The sequence below is a fragment of the Arthrobacter antioxidans genome (genome assembly GCF_023100725.1).
In the GTDB taxonomy this organism is placed as follows: Bacteria; Actinomycetota; Actinomycetes; order Actinomycetales; family Micrococcaceae; genus Arthrobacter_D; species Arthrobacter_D antioxidans.
The window spans coordinates 441,728-459,349 of sequence record NZ_CP095501.1; the positions used below are offsets into that span (position 1 = coordinate 441,728).

At 72.0% G+C, this 17,622-nt stretch carries 22 protein-coding genes; all 22 read left to right on the top strand.

Annotation, left to right across the window (positions count from 1 at the left end; all coding sequences use genetic code 11):
* The first annotated feature begins 100 nt into the window (after positions 1-100).
* The 22 genes from flgB to MWM45_RS02255 all read left to right on the top strand — a co-directional run bounded on the left by flgB (position 101) and on the right by MWM45_RS02255 (position 17,622).
* Complete coding sequence (gene flgB / locus MWM45_RS02150) at positions 101-442, top strand: flagellar basal body rod protein FlgB (protein WP_043443275.1); 342 nt, start codon at positions 101-103, stop codon at positions 440-442.
* On the top strand, positions 442-834 hold the full coding sequence (locus MWM45_RS02155) for a flagellar basal body rod protein FlgC (RefSeq protein WP_043443277.1): 393 nt from the start codon (positions 442-444) through the stop codon (positions 832-834). The genes flgB and MWM45_RS02155 overlap by 1 nt, the downstream gene beginning before the upstream one ends.
* Entirely contained in the window at positions 834-1,136 is a 303-nt protein-coding gene (gene fliE / locus MWM45_RS02160) for a flagellar hook-basal body complex protein FliE (protein WP_247827936.1), read from the top strand. Before MWM45_RS02155 ends, fliE begins: the two co-directional genes overlap by 1 nt.
* Complete coding sequence (gene fliF / locus MWM45_RS02165) at positions 1,136-2,776, top strand: flagellar basal-body MS-ring/collar protein FliF (protein ID WP_247827937.1); 1,641 nt, start codon at positions 1,136-1,138, stop codon at positions 2,774-2,776. The genes fliE and fliF overlap by 1 nt, the downstream gene beginning before the upstream one ends.
* A complete protein-coding gene (fliG, locus tag MWM45_RS02170; RefSeq protein WP_247827938.1) occupies positions 2,773-3,795 on the top strand; it encodes a flagellar motor switch protein FliG in 1,023 nt (340 codons plus the stop codon). Before fliF ends, fliG begins: the two co-directional genes overlap by 4 nt.
* The gene (locus tag MWM45_RS02175) at positions 3,785-4,384 is read left to right on the top strand and encodes a FliH/SctL family protein (protein ID WP_247827939.1); all 600 of its coding nucleotides are present in this window, start codon (positions 3,785-3,787) and stop codon (positions 4,382-4,384) included. The genes fliG and MWM45_RS02175 overlap by 11 nt, the downstream gene beginning before the upstream one ends.
* A complete protein-coding gene (locus MWM45_RS02180) occupies positions 4,381-5,709 on the top strand; it encodes a FliI/YscN family ATPase (RefSeq protein WP_247827940.1) in 1,329 nt (442 codons plus the stop codon). The genes MWM45_RS02175 and MWM45_RS02180 overlap by 4 nt, the downstream gene beginning before the upstream one ends.
* Positions 5,709-6,143, top strand: coding sequence for a flagellar FliJ family protein (locus MWM45_RS02185; RefSeq protein WP_247827941.1), 435 nt, complete (start codon positions 5,709-5,711; stop codon positions 6,141-6,143). Before MWM45_RS02180 ends, MWM45_RS02185 begins: the two co-directional genes overlap by 1 nt.
* The gene (locus MWM45_RS02190) at positions 6,140-6,928 is read left to right on the top strand and encodes a C40 family peptidase (protein WP_247827942.1); all 789 of its coding nucleotides are present in this window, start codon (positions 6,140-6,142) and stop codon (positions 6,926-6,928) included. Before MWM45_RS02185 ends, MWM45_RS02190 begins: the two co-directional genes overlap by 4 nt.
* A complete protein-coding gene (locus MWM45_RS02195) occupies positions 6,925-8,541 on the top strand; it encodes a flagellar hook-length control protein FliK (protein WP_247827943.1) in 1,617 nt (538 codons plus the stop codon). The genes MWM45_RS02190 and MWM45_RS02195 overlap by 4 nt, the downstream gene beginning before the upstream one ends.
* A 14-nt stretch (positions 8,542-8,555) precedes the next feature.
* Positions 8,556-8,996, top strand: coding sequence for a flagellar hook assembly protein FlgD (locus MWM45_RS02200; protein ID WP_247827944.1), 441 nt, complete (start codon positions 8,556-8,558; stop codon positions 8,994-8,996).
* Between the two features lie 51 nt (positions 8,997-9,047).
* On the top strand, positions 9,048-9,893 hold the full coding sequence (locus tag MWM45_RS02205) for a flagellar hook-basal body complex protein (RefSeq protein WP_247827945.1): 846 nt from the start codon (positions 9,048-9,050) through the stop codon (positions 9,891-9,893).
* A 175-nt stretch (positions 9,894-10,068) separates the two neighbouring features.
* Positions 10,069-10,440 (top strand): flagellar FlbD family protein, encoded by a 372-nt coding sequence (locus tag MWM45_RS02210; protein WP_247827946.1) that lies wholly within the window; start codon positions 10,069-10,071, stop codon positions 10,438-10,440.
* Positions 10,440-11,267, top strand: coding sequence for a motility protein A (locus MWM45_RS02215; RefSeq protein WP_247827947.1), 828 nt, complete (start codon positions 10,440-10,442; stop codon positions 11,265-11,267). The genes MWM45_RS02210 and MWM45_RS02215 overlap by 1 nt, the downstream gene beginning before the upstream one ends.
* A complete protein-coding gene (locus tag MWM45_RS02220; protein WP_247827948.1) occupies positions 11,264-12,241 on the top strand; it encodes a flagellar motor protein MotB in 978 nt (325 codons plus the stop codon). Before MWM45_RS02215 ends, MWM45_RS02220 begins: the two co-directional genes overlap by 4 nt.
* Before the next feature lie 94 nt (positions 12,242-12,335).
* Positions 12,336-13,193: a flagellar motor switch protein FliM gene (locus MWM45_RS02225; protein ID WP_231554445.1), complete on the top strand. Its 858-nt coding sequence runs from the start codon at positions 12,336-12,338 to the stop codon at positions 13,191-13,193.
* A complete protein-coding gene (gene fliN / locus MWM45_RS02230; protein WP_247827949.1) occupies positions 13,190-13,894 on the top strand; it encodes a flagellar motor switch protein FliN in 705 nt (234 codons plus the stop codon). The genes MWM45_RS02225 and fliN overlap by 4 nt, the downstream gene beginning before the upstream one ends.
* Positions 13,894-14,484, top strand: a complete 591-nt coding sequence (locus MWM45_RS02235; RefSeq protein ID WP_247827950.1) for a FliO/MopB family protein — start codon at positions 13,894-13,896, stop codon at positions 14,482-14,484. The genes fliN and MWM45_RS02235 overlap by 1 nt, the downstream gene beginning before the upstream one ends.
* 179 nt (positions 14,485-14,663) lie before the next feature.
* Positions 14,664-15,482 (top strand): flagellar type III secretion system pore protein FliP, encoded by an 819-nt coding sequence (gene fliP, locus MWM45_RS02240; protein WP_247829105.1) that lies wholly within the window; start codon positions 14,664-14,666, stop codon positions 15,480-15,482.
* A 1-nt stretch (position 15,483) separates the two neighbouring features.
* Positions 15,484-15,759 carry a flagellar biosynthesis protein FliQ gene (gene fliQ / locus MWM45_RS02245; RefSeq protein WP_043443307.1) on the top strand — a complete coding sequence of 92 codons (276 nt, stop codon included), beginning with the start codon at positions 15,484-15,486 and terminating at the stop codon, positions 15,757-15,759.
* 1 nt (position 15,760) lies between these two features.
* Positions 15,761-16,519, top strand: a complete 759-nt coding sequence (locus MWM45_RS02250; RefSeq protein ID WP_247827951.1) for a flagellar biosynthetic protein FliR — start codon at positions 15,761-15,763, stop codon at positions 16,517-16,519.
* 2 nt (positions 16,520-16,521) lie between these two features.
* Complete coding sequence (locus MWM45_RS02255) at positions 16,522-17,622, top strand: EscU/YscU/HrcU family type III secretion system export apparatus switch protein (RefSeq protein ID WP_247827952.1); 1,101 nt, start codon at positions 16,522-16,524, stop codon at positions 17,620-17,622.

Here is a 17,622-nt window from a genome sequence, read left to right on the forward strand (position 1 = left end):
GCAGGCCCGGGCACGTCCGATAGTTCCCGGTGAGCATGGATCGCTCACTCCCAGGCCATGGATCGGCCGCTCAGCCTTGTCTGCAGAAGGTCCTCCCGCCGTGCTCGATTCAGTGTCCTCGCTCGCCATGCGCAGTGCCCTCGACGGGCTCGCCCTGCGCCAGCGCGTCACAGCGAACAACATCGCCAACGTCAACACCCCCGGCTTCCACGCCCAGCGAGTCAGCTTCGAGGACGCCCTCGCGCGGTCGGTGTCCATGGGGAACGGCAGCGTCCAGGCCACCACCGACACCTCCCTCGAACCCACCCGGCTCAACGGCAGCAACGTCAACATGGACACGGAGACCCTCTCCAACATCGACACCGTGCTGCGCTTCCAGTTCGCGGCCCGCGCCGTCGAAGGGCCCTTCACCAGCATCCGCACCGCGCTGAGGAGCAACTGATGACCTTCGACGCCATCGGCATCTCCGGCACGGGGCTGACCCTGCACCGCAAGTGGCTCGACGCCGTCGCGGACAACATGGCCAACGCCAACACCGTCACCTCGACCGACGGCGCAGCCTTCCAGCAGCGCTACATCACGGCGCGCGCTGACGGGAACGGGCAGGGCGCCTACGTGGCGGGGGCCGAGTTCGGCAGTGCCGAGGGCCGCCTGGTCCACGAACCCACCCACCCCCTCGCGGACGCGGACGGCTACGTCCGCTACCCCGACATCGACATGAGCGCCCAGATGGGGCAGCTCATCATGGCGCAGCGCGGCTACCAGGCCAACGCCGCCGTCGTCGACCGCGCCAAAGCCACCTACGAAGCCGCCCTCCAGATAGGACGCTCCTGATGCCCGTCCCCGCCATCGGCGCCGTCCAGCCGGCCCCCACCTCCTACCTGCCGTCCGTCGGTGCCGTGTCCGACGCCGGCGGCGAGGGATTCGCTACCTCCCTCACCTCCGCCGTGGACAACCTCCAGGGCCTGCAATCGGCGTCGAACGCGCTTTCCGTGCAGGCCGTCACCGGAGACCTCACCGACATCCACAACGCCACCCTCGCCTCCACGCGCGCCCAGGTGACGCTGGAGCTCGTCGCGGCCGTCCGGAACAAGGGCGTTGACGCCTTCAACGAGATCATGAGGATGCAGGCCTGATGCCCACGCCCCTGTCCACCGCCGCCACCCGCCTGGGTGACGCCGTGAAGAGCTTCACCATCGCCCAGCGCACCATCGCCATCATCGGCGTCGCCATGCTCGTCCTCGGCGGGATCGCGCTTACGTCCTGGCTCTCCAAGCCCTCCTACACCCCGCTGTTCTCCGGGCTGAGCGGCGAGGACGCCAGCACCATCGTGGACCAGCTGCAGACCGACGGCGTGCCGTACGAGCTGACCCAGGGCGGCGGCACCATCCTCGTCCCCGAGACCGCGGTGTACGACCAGCGGATCAAGGCGGCCTCCGCCGGCCTGCCGTCGTCATCGACCGGCGGCTACTCGCTGCTCGACGACATGGGGGTCACGTCCTCCGAGTTCCAGCAGTCCACCACCTACAAGCGGGCACTCGAGGGGGAGCTCGCCGCGACGGTGTCCGCGATCGACGGCGTCAAGGCCGCGACCGTCCGCCTCGCCATCCCCGAGGACACCGTGTTCGTCGCCGAGCAGGGCAAGCCGACGGCCTCGGTCTTCGTGGAGACGAACCCGGGCGCCACCCTCTCCACCGATCAGGTGCAGGCGATCACGCATCTCACCTCCGCCTCGATCGACCGCATGGACTCCGCGGACGTCGCCGTGATCGACTCCGAGGGCCGGGTGCTGTCCGCGGTCGGCGTCGGCGCCACCGGTGGCAGCGACCAGCAGGCCTCGGACTACGAGCAGCGCATCCAGGCCTCCGTGCAGGCCATGCTCGACCGCGTGGTGGGGGTCGGCAACGCGACCGTCGCCGTGGCCGCGGACATGCAGCGCGAGAGCGCCGAGCGCGTCGAGGAGACCTTCACGACGCCCGAGAACGCCCCCGCACTCAACGAGTCCACCTCCACCGAGGAGTACGAGGGCGCAGGAGGCGCGCAGGCCGGCGTCCTCGGGCCGGACAACATCGCCGTGCCGGAGGACGGCGCCGACGGGGACGGCACCTTCGCCTCCGAGACGAGCACGCGCAACAACGCCGTGAACAAGACCACCGAGTCCACCACGCTGCCCGCCGGCGGCATCAACCGCCAGACCATCTCCGTCGCGGTGGACCGGGCTGCCATGGCCAACATCGACGTCGCCGCACTCACCGCCGTCGTCTCGAGCGCCGCCGGCGTGGACGCCGCACGCGGCGACGTGGTGACGGTCGAGGAACTGGCGTTCAGCGAGGCCGGCGCCAACGCCGCCGCGGATGCCCTCGCGGAGGCGGAGGCCGCCGCCGCGGCCCAGCAGCGGGCGGACCTCATCCGGACGCTGTCCATCGTGGCGACCATCCTGTTCGTCGCCATCGTGGCGCTCATCATCTACGCACGCCGGTCGCGCCGCCAGCGGCGCGAACCGCTGGACCTCGGGGAGCTGCAGGGCGTCTACCCGGCGATCCCCGCGCCCAGCACCCCTGCGATCGATCCCGCGATGGCCCTCCTCACCCCGCTGGAGCCGGCCCCGAACACCACCACGATCGACGTCGCCGCGGTGCAGGCCGCGCTGCAGGCCGGGGCGGCGGAATCCGACCTCGAGCGCATGCGCGCGGAGGTCGACGCCCTCGCCTCCCAGGACCCGGCGAAGACCGCCGAGTTCCTGCGCAGCATGATGGATGACAGGCAGAGCGTATGAGCACCCTCGCCCGCGCCGCCGTGACCGGGACCCAGAAGGTCGCCATGGTGCTCATGCAGTTGGACCAGCACCGGGCCGCGGAGGTCCTCAAGCAGATGTCCGAGGCCGAGGCCGAGGAGATCGTCGCGGAGATCGTGCGCCTGCGCCGGGTGGAACCCGCCGCTGCCGAGGAGGCACTCGCGGAGTTCCACGAACTCACTACGAGTGGCCGGCGCCGGACGCGCGGCGGCATGGACGTGGCCATCGGGCTCCTCGAGTCCTCGTTCGGTGCGGAGCGCGCTGCGGGCGTGGTGGGACGCCTGGCGTCCACCGCGGCCGGCAAGTCCTTCGAGTTCCTCGACAGCGTGGAAGCCGGCCAGATCCAGACCGTCCTCGAGGGCGAGCTGCCGCAGACCATCGCCCTGGTCCTCGCACACCTCAAGCCCGAACACGCGTCCACCGTCCTCGCCGGGCTGAACCAGGACACCGGCACCGATGTGGCCCAGTGCATCGCGACCATGGGGTCCGCGACGCCCGAGGCCGTCTCCATCGTGGCCGACACCATCAAGATCCGGGCGGGCGCCGTGGCGGCACCACGTCGGGGCACGACGGCGATCGGCGGCATCCAGCCCCTCGTGGACATCATCAACCGGGCCGACATCAGCACCGAACGCGCGCTGCTCGACGGCCTCGAACTCCGTGACCCGGTGCTGGCCGAGGAGGTCCGCGCCCGGATGCTGACCTTCGCGGACATCGTCCACCTCGAGCGCCGCGACGTGCAGCAGGTGCTGCGCGGGATCGATTCGGCCGTGCTCGCCCTGGCGATGAAGGGCGCCGCCGAGGCCGTGGTGACCGTGATCCGCTCCAACGTCTCCGAGCGCAACCGGGAGATCCTCGACGACGAGATCCGCGCCGTCGGGCCCGTCCGCATGTCGCAGGTCGAGGAGGCCCGCGCCGAGGTGGTGCGTGCCATCCGCGACCTCGAGGCACAGGGCACCATCACCATCCAGCGTGGGGACGAGGACGAGTATGTCGACTGACGCCTTCACCCCCGTCGCCTTCCCGCGCCTCGGCCCCGGCCAGGCCTCGCACCATGCCGCCGTCGCCCAGGGCCACGCCGCCGGCTACGCCGACGGGCTGGCCCTCGCCCGCGCCGAACTCGCGGAGCGTCGGGCGCAGCTCGACGCCGAGCACGCCGCAGCCCGTGCGCAGGCCGACGCCGTCCTCGCGCAACGCCTGCGGGTCCTCGATACGGCCGCGCGGGCCTTCGACGCGCGGACCGCCCCGGTCCTCGACGAGGCCCGCACCCGGATCCTCGACGCTGCCGTCCACATCACCGAAGCCCTGCTCGGCCGCGCCCTGGAGGACGGGCCGTCCTCGGCACGGGCCGCCGTCGCGCGTGCCCTCCGGGGAGCGGAGGGTGAGGAGGTGCGCGCCGTGCGCCTGCATCCCGCGGACCTGGCCGTGCTCGCCCCGGACGACACGCCGACCGCCGTGCACCTCGTGCCCGATGCCACCCTCCAGCGCGGCGACGCCGTCGCGGAGTGCCCGGACGGCCATGTGGACGCGCGCCTCGGCTCCGCGCTCGCCCGCGTGCGGTCCGCCCTGGCCGCCGGGGGTGCCGCATGAGCCTCACCCTCGAGGACGCCGTGGGGCACGCGCTCGCCGCCGCCGCGCCCCAGCGGTTCGGCAGGGTCGCCTCCGTGGTGGGGCTCGGTGTCGACGTCGTGGGTTTGGACTGCGCCATCGGGGACGTCGTCACGATCGGTGACCCCTCAGCCGGCTCCGGAACCGTCGACGCCGAGGTGGTCGCCGCGTCGCTCACCGGGCTGCGCTGCATGCCGTTCGCCCACCTCTCCGGGATCCAGGCGGGTGCGCCCGTCCGTGCCCAGGGGGGACCGCTGCTGGTGCCGGTGGGCCCGGGCCTGCTGGGCCGCGTGCTCGACGGCGTGGGCCGGCCCATCGACGGGCGCGGTCCGCTCACCGATGTCGCGTGGGTGTCGCTGGACAACACCCCTCCGCCCGCGCTGGACCGCACCCGCATCACCGAACCCCTCCAGCTCGGCGTCCGCGTGATGGACACGCTCACCACCGTGGGCCGCGGGCAGCGCATGGGCCTGTTCGCCGGGTCCGGGGTCGGCAAGTCCTCGCTGCTGTCGATGATCGCCCGCGGCACCGACGCCGCCGTCTCCGTGATCGCCCTCGTGGGTGAGCGCGGCCGCGAGGTCCGGGACTTCCTGGAGGACGATCTCGGCGCCGAGGGCCTCGCCCGGTCGATCGTGGTGGTCTCGACCTCGGACGAGCCCGCCCTCCTCCGCCTCCGCGCCGCGTTCGTGGCCACGCGGATCGCCGAGGCGTTCCGCGACGGCGGCGCCGACGTCATGCTCATGATGGACTCGCTCACGCGCGTGGCGATGGCGCAGCGCGAGATCGGCCTCAGCGTCGGCGAACCTCCCGCCACCCGCGGCTACCCGCCGTCCACCTTCTCCCTGCTCGCCCAGCTCCTGGAACGTGCGGGGACCGGCGCGTCCGGCTCCGTGACCGGCATGTACACCGTGCTCGTGGACGGCGACGACCACAACGAGCCCGTCGCCGACGCCGCGCGCTCCATCCTCGACGGGCACGTGGTGCTCGACCGCAAGCTCGCCGTCGCGGGACACTTCCCGTCGATCGACCCGCTGGCCTCGATCTCCCGGGTGGCGTCCCGTGTCACCACGCGCGAGCAGGCGGCGGTCGCCGCCGTGCTGCGCAGGACACTCGCCGCCCGGAAGGCCGCTCAGGACCTCATCGACGTCGGTGCGTATGCCCGCGGATCCAACCCGCTGGTGGACGCCGCCCTGCACCACGAGGCCGGGATCAACGCGTTCCTGCAGCAGCGGATGGACGAGCAGACCCCGTTCGACGACGCCTGGAACCGCCTGGCCCACCTCACCACCTCGATGGGAGTCTCCTGATGGCACGACAGTTCCCCCTCGCAGGCCTGCTCCGGCTGCGCCAGCTGCGCGAGGAGGAGGCCGCCGGATCCCTGGCGGCGGCGAACGAACGCCTCCGCGCATCGCGTACCCGCACCGACGTCCTCAGCGACGCCCTCGACGGCACGGACATCAGCCCCGCCGGATCGGCGTCGCTCTACGCGGTGGCCGCGGCCCGGGCGTCGGCGCGCAGCATGCTCGCCGACCTGCGCGCTCTCGAGGAGCAGCTGCAGAGTGAGCAGGGCCGCGCACAGGACCAGTACCGCGCCGCACGAGCGGCGACCATGGGCCTCGAGAAGCTCGAGGACCGCCACCGGGACACGGAGGCGACGGCGCTGATCGGCGCCGAGCAGCGTGTCCTCGACGAACTCGCCTCGGTCAGCAGTGCCCGACGCAGTGCAGAGGAGAGAGCATGACCATCACCGACGCGGTAGGCCGCATCCAGCAGATCCAGTCCACCCTCACCATGCTCTCCACACCGGCGGCGCGCGCGCAGGCCGCTCCGGCGACGACGGGCGCCTCCTCGGCGGGTTCCTCGAAGGCGGCGCCGGGTAGCTCCGCAGACCTGTTCGCCGATGCGCTCGCGGGTGTCTCCGGTGCTTCCGGTGGTGCAGCAGGCGCCGGGTCCGCCGACGCGGCTCCCGCCGTCGCGCCCGTTGCCGGGTCCTCGGCGCCGGCGCCCGTCGCCGGAGCCGGTACCGCCCCGGTCCCCGTTCCCGCCTCGGCGGACGCGGCCCGGCTCATCGAGGCCGCGCGGTCCTACGAGGGCGTCCCGTACGTGTGGGGCGGCACCGACCCGGCGTCCGGCCTCGACTGCTCGGGCTTCGTGCAGCGTGCGTACGCGGACATCGGCATCCAGATCCCCCGCGTCACCTGGGACCAGATGAACGCCGGCACCCAGGTCCCGTCCCTCGCGGAGGCCCAGCCCGGTGACCTGCTGTTCAGCCTCGAGGGCGGCCACGTGTCCATGTACCTCGGGGGCGGCAAGGCGATCGACGCCCCGCAACCCGGCAAGACCGTCGCGGTCCGGGACATGTGGGAGACCGACGCGAACATCACCACCATCCGCCGCATCCTGCCGGCCGATCCCGCCGGAACCGCGTCCGTGGCGGCCCCGGCGGTCGCCGCTGCCGCCGTTCCGGAATCCGCCGAGCCGGCGTACGCGGCCCAGGCGGCCTTCCTCGCGAGCATGGCGCGATGACCCCCGTGCAGGGGCTTCCCGCGGCAGCCGTGGCGCGCGCTGCACCGGATCCGTCACGTCCGACGTCGGGTCTCCGCGACAGGAACGCGGCGGCATCCTTCGGCGATCTGTACCGGACGCACGTGGGGGAGCGTCCGGGCGAGCGCGGTGTCGGCGGAGCTGTCGGTGGTGTCGCAGGCCGTGCGGCGGACCGCGGTGTCGCGGGAGCCGTGGCCGGTCGTACCCCGGGGGCGGATGCCGGTCGTGCCGCCGGTCCGGCGGCCGGACCAGGGGTCGACCCGGCCGTGAACCGCGCGCGCCCGGCCGCTCACGCTGAAGCAGATCGCTCGGACCGCTCGGACCGCTCGGACCGCTCGGACCGCGACGCCGTGCGTGGCGTCGCTCCCACGACCCGCCGCGACGGGTCGGACCCCGCTACCGTCCCGACAACCCACCCGGCGGCCGCGACACCGACGCAAGGCACGACATCGAGCATCGCCACCTCCTCGGCAGCGACTGAACAGGTTTCCCCGGGGTCCCTCGTCCTCTCCGCTGTCGACGCAGCCACCGGCGCCGTCGACCCTGGAGCCGCGTCATCCAGCGGTACCGTCGGCGCTCCCGGGAGCCCGGCATCCTCCGAGCAGGCAGTTCCCGGTGCGGCCACCGGGGCGGCCCTGGCCGAGGCGGACAGCCATGCAACGCCGGTGCAGGATGCGGGAACGGGTGCGCCCGCGGCAGCAACCGTTGCCGGCGCGGCACCGGGCACCGACGCAGCGACGACGTCGAGCACCGGCACGGCGACCCCGTCGGGCGCCGCTGCAGCGATGCCGTCGGATCCCCCGGCCGAGGCGGGCCTCACCGGCACGGGGGCTGCGCCTGCTCCGACCGGTCCCACTGCTCCGGCTGGTCCCACGGGCCCTTCCTCCACGGCGGACGGCGTGGTGCCTGCTGCGGCCACGACGCCCGGGTCCGCCCCCGCACCGGAGGCCGGAACGCCGGACGTCCTCGCAGCGGAGGCCGGAACGCCGGACGCCGCCGATCCCGGCGCGCCGACCCCGACCGACGACGGAACGACCGACGACGGAGCGACCGAGCAGGCCGGGGCCGCCCCGCAACCCGCCTCCGGGCGCGCCGATCTGCCGGCGCCCGTGCATCAGGCGCCCGGGGGCGCCGTCGTCGGCTCTGCCGATGCGGCAGCAGCGGCACCGGCCCGACCGGCGGCACCGCCCCTGCCGCAGCAACTCGGTGGCCACGCCTTCGCGCTCGCCCAGTCCGCGGCCGACGCCCCGGGCGGCACGAGCACCATCACCGTCACCGTCGCACCCGACGACCTCGGGCCCATCACCATCCGCGCCAGTTTCACCGCGGACGGTACCCGGCTCGAGTTCTTCTCCTCCACGGACGGCGGACGCGAGGCCCTGAAGCAGGCGATGCCGGACCTGCGGCGCGAGGCGTCGTCGTCGGGCCTGTCCGCGTCGCTCGATCTCGGGACCGGTACGCCGGAGGACCGCAGCGACGGACGGCGGGACGAGCCGTCCGGCCGTGCCGCCCCAGCGGTCCACCGCCCGGTGCAGGACACCCCCTGGACCCGGAGCCCCGCCGCGGGCTCCTCCACCCTCGACCTCTTCGCCTGACCCGGAAGGACACCATGCCCATCGACCCCGTCGCGTCCGCGACCTTCGCCCCCACCGAGACCCCGGCCGCCGGTACCCGGAAGCAGGCCATGGACTCGGACGTGTTCATGTCCCTGCTCGTCAGCCAGCTCCGCAACCAGGACCCCAGCGCGCCGATGGACACGAACGACATGATCGCGCAGACCACGCAGCTGGCCATGATGGAGAAGATCACACAGATGACCGGCGTCAGCGAGGAGAACTTCCACCTCCAGATGCGCTCCTCGGCGGCCGCCCTGATCGGCAACGAGGTCTCCTACACGGGGACGGACGGCGTCGAGGCCAGCGGCCTGGCGACTGCCGTCTCCTACAGCGGGCCGGTCCCCACGGTCACCATCGGCGGGAAGAGCATCGCCCTCGATCTCGTCTCCGGTGTGGGCACGCTCCCTGCGCCGTCGCCCGCACCCGCTTCCTGATCCCGCACCCCATTCCCTGATCCGCCCGCTCCGCTTTCGAAAGGCACCATCATGCTTCGCTCGCTCTACTCCGGCATCTCGGGTCTCCGCTCCCACCAGACCATGCTCGACGTCACCGGCAACAACATCGCCAACGTCAACACCACGGGCTTCAAGGGGTCCGCCACCCAGTTCCAGGACACGCTGTCCCAGCTGACGCAGGGCGCCGGCGCCCCCCAGGAAGCCCTCGGCGGCACCAACCCCGCCCAGGTGGGCCTCGGCGTGCAGGTGGCGGGCATCGTCACCAACTTCTCGCAGGGTTCCACGCAGGCAACGGGCCGTGCCACGGACATGATGATCAGCGGTGACGGCTTCTTCATCACCCGTACGGGCGGCGAGACCCTCTACACGCGGGCCGGAGCCTTCACGCCCGACGCCGACGGCCGGCTCGTCACGCCCGACGGCTCCATCGTCCAGGGCTGGCCCGCCGTCGGCGGCGTGGTCCAGGAGGGCGCGGTCGGCAACCTGCAGATGCCCAGGACCGGCGAGGTCACCGCGAACGGTACCCTCGAGTCCTTCACCCTCGGCCCCGACGGCACCCTGATGGGCGCCTTCAGTGACGGCACCCGCCAGCCGCTCGGCCGGATCGCGCTGGCGGGCTTCGTCAACCCCGCGGGGCTCGAGAAGGCCGGTGGCTCGTCCTACCGGGCGACGGCGAACTCGGGTGTCGCGGAGATCGGTGCGGCCGGAGCCAACGGCCTCGGGACGCTCGACGCCGGGGTCCTCGAGATGTCCAACGTGGACCTCTCGCAGGAGTTCACCAACCTGATCGTCGCGCAGCGCGGGTTCCAGGCGAACGCGCGCATCATCACGACGTCGGACGAAGTGCTCCAGGAACTCACGAACCTCAAGAGGTAAGCAGCATCGGGCCGGTGACGGCGCCGGTGGGCCGCAGGGTCGGCCGACCGGCGCCCGAACGGTCATGCGGTCCCGCCGGTGCATCCACGAGGTGCCGGGACCTTACGAAGCCGGGCCCCGTGCCGAGAGTGGGAGGAAGAGGCCCCGCCGGGGTGTCCCGAACGCAGGATGTCCGATGATCGTGGTGACCCGGCTCAACGAGAGCCAGTTCGCGGTGAACCCTGACCTCATCGAGCGCATCCATGAGAATCCGGACACCACCCTCGTGATGGTCGACGGCGCGAAATACATCGTCACGGAGTCCCTCGTCGAGGTGATCGAGCTCATCGCCGCCTACCGTGCGCGCATCATCTCGCTGGCACGGTTCATGCCCGGCGATCCGTCCGGTGACACCTTCGACGTCGGGGACCAGCCGACCCAGCGTCCCCTCGGCCTCGTCCGGGACACCCCCGCAGAGAAGGCCGACGCCACCGGGGCCAACCAGAACGGGCATGCCGGCACCGATGGCGCCGGCTCGCCCGTCCAGTTCAGACCAAGGACCACGTAATGGATCCCGCAACAATCATCGGTATTCTCGTCGCCTTCGGCGCGCTGTACGCGATGATCACTCTGGAGCATGCGAGCGTCGAGGCGCTCCTGCTGCCGGCGCCCATGATCCTCGTGTTCGGCGCGACGATCGCCATCGGGATCGCCGGCGGTACCTTCAAGGACTTCCTGGTCGCGGTGAAGGCCGTCCCGCCGGCCATGATGGGCAAGACGACCCCTCCGCAGGACACGATCGACAGCGTGGTGGTCCTCGCCGAGAAGGCCCGCAGTGAGGGGCTGCTCGCCCTCGAGGAGGAAGCCAACACCGTGGAGGACCCCTTCCTGCGCGGGGCCCTCCAGAACATCGCGGACGGGACGGATGGCGAGGAGCTGCGCGAGATCCTCGAGGACGAGATCGACTCCGCCTCCCAGACGCACCGTACGGCCTCGAAGTTCTTCGCGAGCCTCGGCGGGTACGCCCCGACCGTGGGCATCATCGGGACCGTCGTCTCGCTGACCCACGTGCTCGAGAACCTCTCCAGTCCCGACAAGCTGGGACCCATGATCGCCGCCGCCTTCGTCGCGACGCTGTGGGGGCTGCTGTCGGCGAACTTCCTGTGGCTGCCCATCGGCACCCGCATCAAGCGCCTGGGGGAGATGGAGACCGCACGCATGACCCTCCTGATGGAGGGGGTCCTCGCGGTGCAGGCCGGCAGCCAGCCCCGGCTGCTCGGTGAACGGCTGAAGGCGATGGTGCCGCAGCATGCGCAGGGCAAGGGCGGCAAGGATTCCGGCAAGGGCGCCAAGGGCGCCGAAGGGTCGGCCGCGCAGGGCAAGGCCGCAGCGTGAGCAGACGTCCGCACCGCCGGCGGCGCGGCGAGGAGCACGGCGAGGAGCACCCGGACGAGCGCTGGATGGCGTCCTACATGGACATGGTCACCGTGCTGATGTGCATGTTCATCGTCCTGTACGCGATGTCCAGCGTGGACCAGCAGAAGTTCGAACAGCTGCGTGCCTCACTTGCCACGGGCTTCGGCACGGTCGAGACCGCAACGGTGGACACGGCGGAGGGAACCGTGGTCGCCGCGGAGAACGTCAACGCCGAGGGCGAGTCCTTCACCGGGGGAGCCGCGCTCGCGGACGCCGCCCCGGAGACGCAGAAGGACCAACCCGGAGCCGCCGACGTCGCAGCGCCGACGCCGTCGCCCGCGCCGTCCGCAGGAGGAGCGTCCGAGACCACCGCGCCCACGCCGTCGCCCTCGCCGTCGGCCGGTGGGGACGCCGCGGAGCCGACGACGGACCGCGAGCGCGCGACGGCGGAGGTCGAGAACCTCCGGGCCCTGCAGGAGCGGATCGACGCCGGGCTGCGCGAGCGGGACCTCGAGACGGCTGTCCGGTACGTGATCGACGAGCGCGGCCTCACCATCCGGCTCGTCGGTTCCGAGACCTTCTTCCTCCCGGACAGCGCGCAGCTGACCGAGCAGACGCAGCGCGTGCTCGGGAGCGTGGGACCGATCCTGGCGACCATCCCCAACGAGGTGGGTGTCGAGGGGCACACCGCGCGCCTGCCCGATTCCGTGCCGCGGCCGCTCGACTGGGAACTGTCCACCGAGCGGGCCGTCAACGTGGTCCGGAACTTGATCGACACCGGCAAGGTGCCCGCGCCCCGGCTGGTGGCCATCGGCTACGGCGAGTCGCGGCCCCTGGCGCCCGGCACCACCGAGGCGGAGCTCGAACTGAACCGCCGCGTGGACATCGTGGTGCACTCCGACGAGCCCGAGAGCGTGCGCGCTCTCATCCCGGGAATCACCAGCGGCAACTGAACCGCTAACGACCGGCCGACGTCGTCCGATAGTCGTTGGCGTGACGGTCCAGGAACAACTCTCCTTTGGCGTGCCCTCGGCACCCGCAAGGGCGGTGGATGTCTATGACTTCCGCCGTCCCACCACGCTCGCCCGCGAGCACTCCCGCGTGCTCGAACTCGCGTTCGAGACCTTCGCGCGCCAGTGGGGTACGCAGCTCACCGCGAAGGTCCGCGTGATCTCGCAGGTGACCAGCGAGCAGGTCCTCATGCAGACCTACAACGAGTACGCGGCATCGCTGCCTGCCACCACGGCGATGGTCCTGTGCGCCATCCCGGACCACACGAGCAAGGCGGTGATCCAGTTCCCCGCCTCGGCGGGCCTGTTCTGGGTGGATTCCATGCTGGGCGGCCACGGTACGGTCCCTCCGGGCGAGCGGAAGTTCACGCAGATCGAGCAGGCCCTGATCCGGCGGCTCATGGACGACGCCCTCGAGGGGCTCCACTATTCGCTCGGGTCCGTGCTGACGCACCAGCTGGGGATCGACTCCCTCCAGTACAACTCGCAGTTCGCCCAGGCGGCCTCGACCACGGAGCTCATGATCGTGGGCACCTTCGAGATCCGCGTCGGGGAGCGGTCCTGCCCCGCGACGGTCGCCATCCCTGCGCAGCTCCTGCTGGCACAGCTCGGTGACACGAACCCGACCGCGACCGGCGAGGACGCCCGCGAACTGATCGAGCAGCAGGTGGCGCACGTGCCCGTCGACGTCGCGGTGCAGCTCGCCGCGCTGCCCGTGCTGCCCTCACGCATCCTCGACCTCGCCGTCGGGGACGTCCTGAAGCTGCCGCATCCGCAGCACCGGCCTTTCGAGCTCGCCATCAACGGGCAGCGGCTCGGCGAGGCCGCCCTGGGCCAGAACGGATCCCGCCTTGCCTGCGTAGTAGTGACCACCGAGGAGAACCCCGCACCATGAACACCATCACCGCCGAGTTCGACGCCGCCGCAGCACTCGCCGCGCGTCTGCCCCTTCCCGGGCCGCTCACGGCCCAGACCTGCAACGCCTCCGAGGTTCCGTCTGCCAGCGCGTCGACCGCCGTCGTCGCCTCCTTCGTGGGCGCGTCCTCCGCGGACCTCGCGGTCGTCCTGATCGACACCCAGCCCCTCGCCGCCGCCGCGGGCACGTCCTCACCCCTCGTCTCCCCGGCCGACGTGCTCGTGCCGGCGCTGGAGGCCGCCTCCTTGTCCCTCGGCGACGGCGTGCTCGGCGCCCCCGCCGTGCAGGACGCCCTGCCGCTGTTCCGTGACGCCGAGACCTCCGTGTTCCGCCTCGCCGGGCCCTCCGGCACCGTGGGATGGTTCGCCGTGCGCCTGCGCGGTTCCCGGCCCGGCGCCGCTCCCCGCCGCTCCTCCGCGCCCGCCGGTGCGGCCAACCTCGGCCGCATCAGCAACGTGGAGATGGCGATGACGGTGGAGATCGGCCGCACCCGGATGTCCGTCCGGGACGTCCTGGACCTCGAACCCGGTGCCGTCATCGAACTCGACCGCTCCGCCGGCGCTCCCGCCGACGTCCTGCTCAACGGCCGACTCGTCGCGCACGGCGAGGTGGTGGTCGTCGACCAGGACTACGCGGTCCGCATCACGCAGATCCTCGACGTCGCCGACGGCGCCGTCTGATGGACGTCGTGGTCCTCGCGCTGCGGGTGCTGCTGTCCCTGGGCGTGGTCCTCGCGCTGCTCTTCGTGCTGCACCGCAAGGTCTCGAAGCTCAACGGCAACCGGGCCGGCGCGGGGCTGGTGTCCGTCGTCGCCCGTCAGGGCCTCGGCGCGAAGGCCTCCCTCGTGGTGGTCGACGCCGAGGGCACCCGGTTCTACCTGGGCGTCACCGAGCAGGCGGTGTCGGTCCTGCATTCCGCTGTCGCCCCGCGTGCGCTGCAGGCCGTTCCGGCGGCCGACGACGCCGCCGCGCCGCCCCGCGCCGTCCAGTCCGCATCCTCCGGCCCGGCCACCCCCGTGCCGCCCCGCGCCGTCCAGTCCGGAGCCCCGAACCCGGGCATCTCCTCCGCCCCGGACCCCGATGCGGACTTCGCGGCATCGCTGCGCCTCGCCACGGCGGGGAACGCCCCGATGCCCGCCACACGCCGGTCGGCCCGGGCCGCCCAGGCGTCCGGGACCGTGCGTCCCACGGCACCGCTGCAGGGCTCGATCCTCGCGCCCGCCACATGGAAGCAGACCGCAGCCTTCCTGCGCCAGGGACGGGCCGGGTGACGACGGCGCTCCTGCCGTCGGCCCACCCGGCACGCTCCGCCCGCGCACCCCACCCCGCGGCAAACGCGACTGCGGCCGGTCGTTCCGTCCCCGGTCGTTCCGTCCCCGTCCCCGTCCGCTCCGTTCCCGTCCGTTCCGTCCCCGTCCGGCCCGTCCGTGCGGCGTTCCTGACGCTGCTCATGGTGCTCGCGGCGCTCGTGCTCGCCGTCGTCGTCGTCCTCCTCGGCGCCGCCGCCGGCCACGCGGGCGAACTGGACCCGGGCGTCCCCGAACCCGCGGCGCCATCCGCACCCGCCGATCCCACCGCGCCCGAGGCGCCGGGCAGCGACGACGGCCTCTCGGTCGAGATCAACGGCATCAACGGCGCACCGAGCTCCGCGGTCCTGACCCTGATCGGTATCACCCTGCTGTCCGTGGCACCGGCCCTGCTGCTGATGATGACGTCCTTCACGAAGATCTTCGTGGTGCTCGCGATGACCCGGAACGCGCTGTCCCTGCCGTCCATCCCGCCCAACCAGGTGCTCGCCGGGCTCGCCCTGTTCCTGTCGCTGTTCATCATGGCGCCGGTCCTCACCGAGATCAACAGCCTCGCCGTCCAGCCCTACCTCGACGGCACGACGACGTTCACGGAGGCGCTCACGGACGGCTCCGGACCGCTGCAGACCTTCATGCTGGCGCACACCCGCGAGGAGGACCTCGCGCTCATGACCCGCGCCGCCGGGCAGCCGAACCCCGAGGACGCCGCGAGCGTCCCGCTGACCACCCTGATCCCGGCGTTCATGATCTCCGAGCTGCGGGCAGCGTTCATCATCGGCTTCGTGATCTTCGTGCCGTTCCTCGTGATCGACCTCGTGGTGTCCGCGGCGCTGATGTCCATGGGCATGATGATGCTCCCGCCGGTCATGATCTCGCTGCCCTTCAAGATCCTGCTGTTCGTCCTCGTGGACGGGTGGGGCCTCATCATCACGGCCCTCATCAACAGCTACCAGGGCGGTTGACGTGGATACCAACGCCGTCCTCGACATCGGGCTCGCCGGCATCTGGGTCGCCGCGAAGCTGTCCGCGCCGGTCCTCCTGACGGCCCTCGTGGTCGGGTTCGCGATCTCGCTGCTGCAGTCCATCACCCAGATCCAGGAGGTCACGCTCTCCTTCGTGCCGAAGGCCGCCGCCGTGTGCATCGCCCTGCTCGTCTGCGGCCACTGGATGATCTCCGAGATGATCTCCTTCACGCACGAGATGTTCGAGCGCATCCCCGGGCTCCTCGGGGGCGGCTGACGTGGAGATCGTCCTGGACCAGTCCCGCATCGAGGCGATCATGCTCGCCGGTGTGCGGATCGTCGCGTTCCTCGTGATCGCGCCGCCCTTCTCCTACAGGGGCATCCCGGCGCGTGTGAAGGCGATGCTCGCCGTCGGGCTCGCCCTCGCGGTGTCCCCCACGGTCGAGGCCGGGTACGAGACCGGCGGGACGGGCCAGTACATCGGCGCGCTGGTCCTCGAACTCGTGGTCGGCGCCGCACTCGGGTTCCTCGTCCTGGTCGTGTTCTCCGCCATCCAGTCCGCCGGCAGCCTCATCGACCTCTTCGGCGGCTTCTCGCTGGCCCAGGGGTTCGACCCCCAGTCCATGGTCAGCGGCGCCCAGTTCACGCGCCTGTTCCAGCTGACCGCCCTGACGCTGCTCTTCACCTCGGACGGCTACCAGCTGATCATCGGCGGACTCGTGCGCACCTTCGACGCCCTCCCGCTCGGCGGTGGGCTGGACCTCGCGGAGCCCGCGGAAGCACTCACCGGCGCCGTCACCGGGCTGTTCCTCGCCGCGGTGCAGATCGCCGGACCGCTCATCGTCGTCCTCTTCCTGGCCGACGTCGGACTGGGGCTCCTCACGCGCGTGGCCCCCGCGCTGAACGCGTTCGCGCTCGGGTTCCCGCTCAAGATCTTCATCACGCTCAGCCTCGGCGGCGTGGTGTTCATCGCCCTCCCGCGCGTGGTCTCGACCCTCGCGGACAACGCCGCCGAACTCCTGATGGGGGTGGGCTGACCATGGCGGAGGATTCCGGGGAGAAGACCGAGCAGGCCACCGACAAGCGGATGAAGGACGTCCGCTCGAAGGGCCAGCTGTCCAAGTCCGAGGACTTCACGGCGTGGATCGGCGTCGGCGCCGCCGCGCTCATGCTGCCCTCCCTCATCTCCCGTTCGGCCGACGCCGCCACCGAGCAGCTCGTCCGCGTGACCGACACCATCGCGAGCCCCGACCCCGCGATCGCCCTGGACGCCCTGGCCGACGGCGGCGCCTCGCTCGCCGGGATCCTCGGCCCCTTCCTCGGCGTGCTGCTGGTCGCCGTCCTCGGGACCGCGGCCCTGCAGGGCGGGATCCACGTCAAGAAGTTCTCCGGCAAGTTCGAGCAGTTCAACGTGGTCACCGGCCTGAAGCGGATCCTCGGCGGGCAGGCCCTCTGGCAGGGCGCGAAGGCGCTCCTGAAGACCGGCGTCGTGGGCCTCGTGCTCGTCGTCGTCGTGCAGGGCCTGATGCCCGTGCTCATGGCGGCCGGAGGGCTGTCCGTGGCCGCACTCCTGAACACCGCGGGGGAGGGGACGGCGGCGCTCCTGCAGGCCGCCGTCGTCGCCGGTCTCGCCCTCGCGGCGATGGACGTCCTCGTGGTGCAGCGCCGCAACCGCAAGAAGACCCGCATGACCAAGAAGGAGGTCAAGGACGAGAACAAGAACTCCGACGGCGACCCCCTCATCAAGTCCCAGCGGCGCGCACGCCAGCTCGCCATGAGCAGGAACCGCATGATCGCCGCCGTGGGCGGGGCCGACGTCGTCCTCGTCAACCCGACGCACGTCGCCGTCGCCCTGAAGTACGAACCCGGTCGCTCCGCGCCGCGCGTCGTCGCGAAGGGTGCCGGGGTGATCGCCGCGAGGATCCGCGAGGAGGCGGAGAAGAAGAACGTCCCCATGGTCTCCGACATCCCGCTCGCCCGCGCGCTGCACGCCGCGTGCGAACTGGGGCAGGAGATCCCGTTCGAGAACTACGACCAGGTGGCCCGCATCCTCGCGTTCGTCATGTCCCTGAAGACCAGGGGGGCCGCACGCGGCGTCCACACCCTGCCCGTCCGACCCGCAACCGCCGGAGGCCTCTAG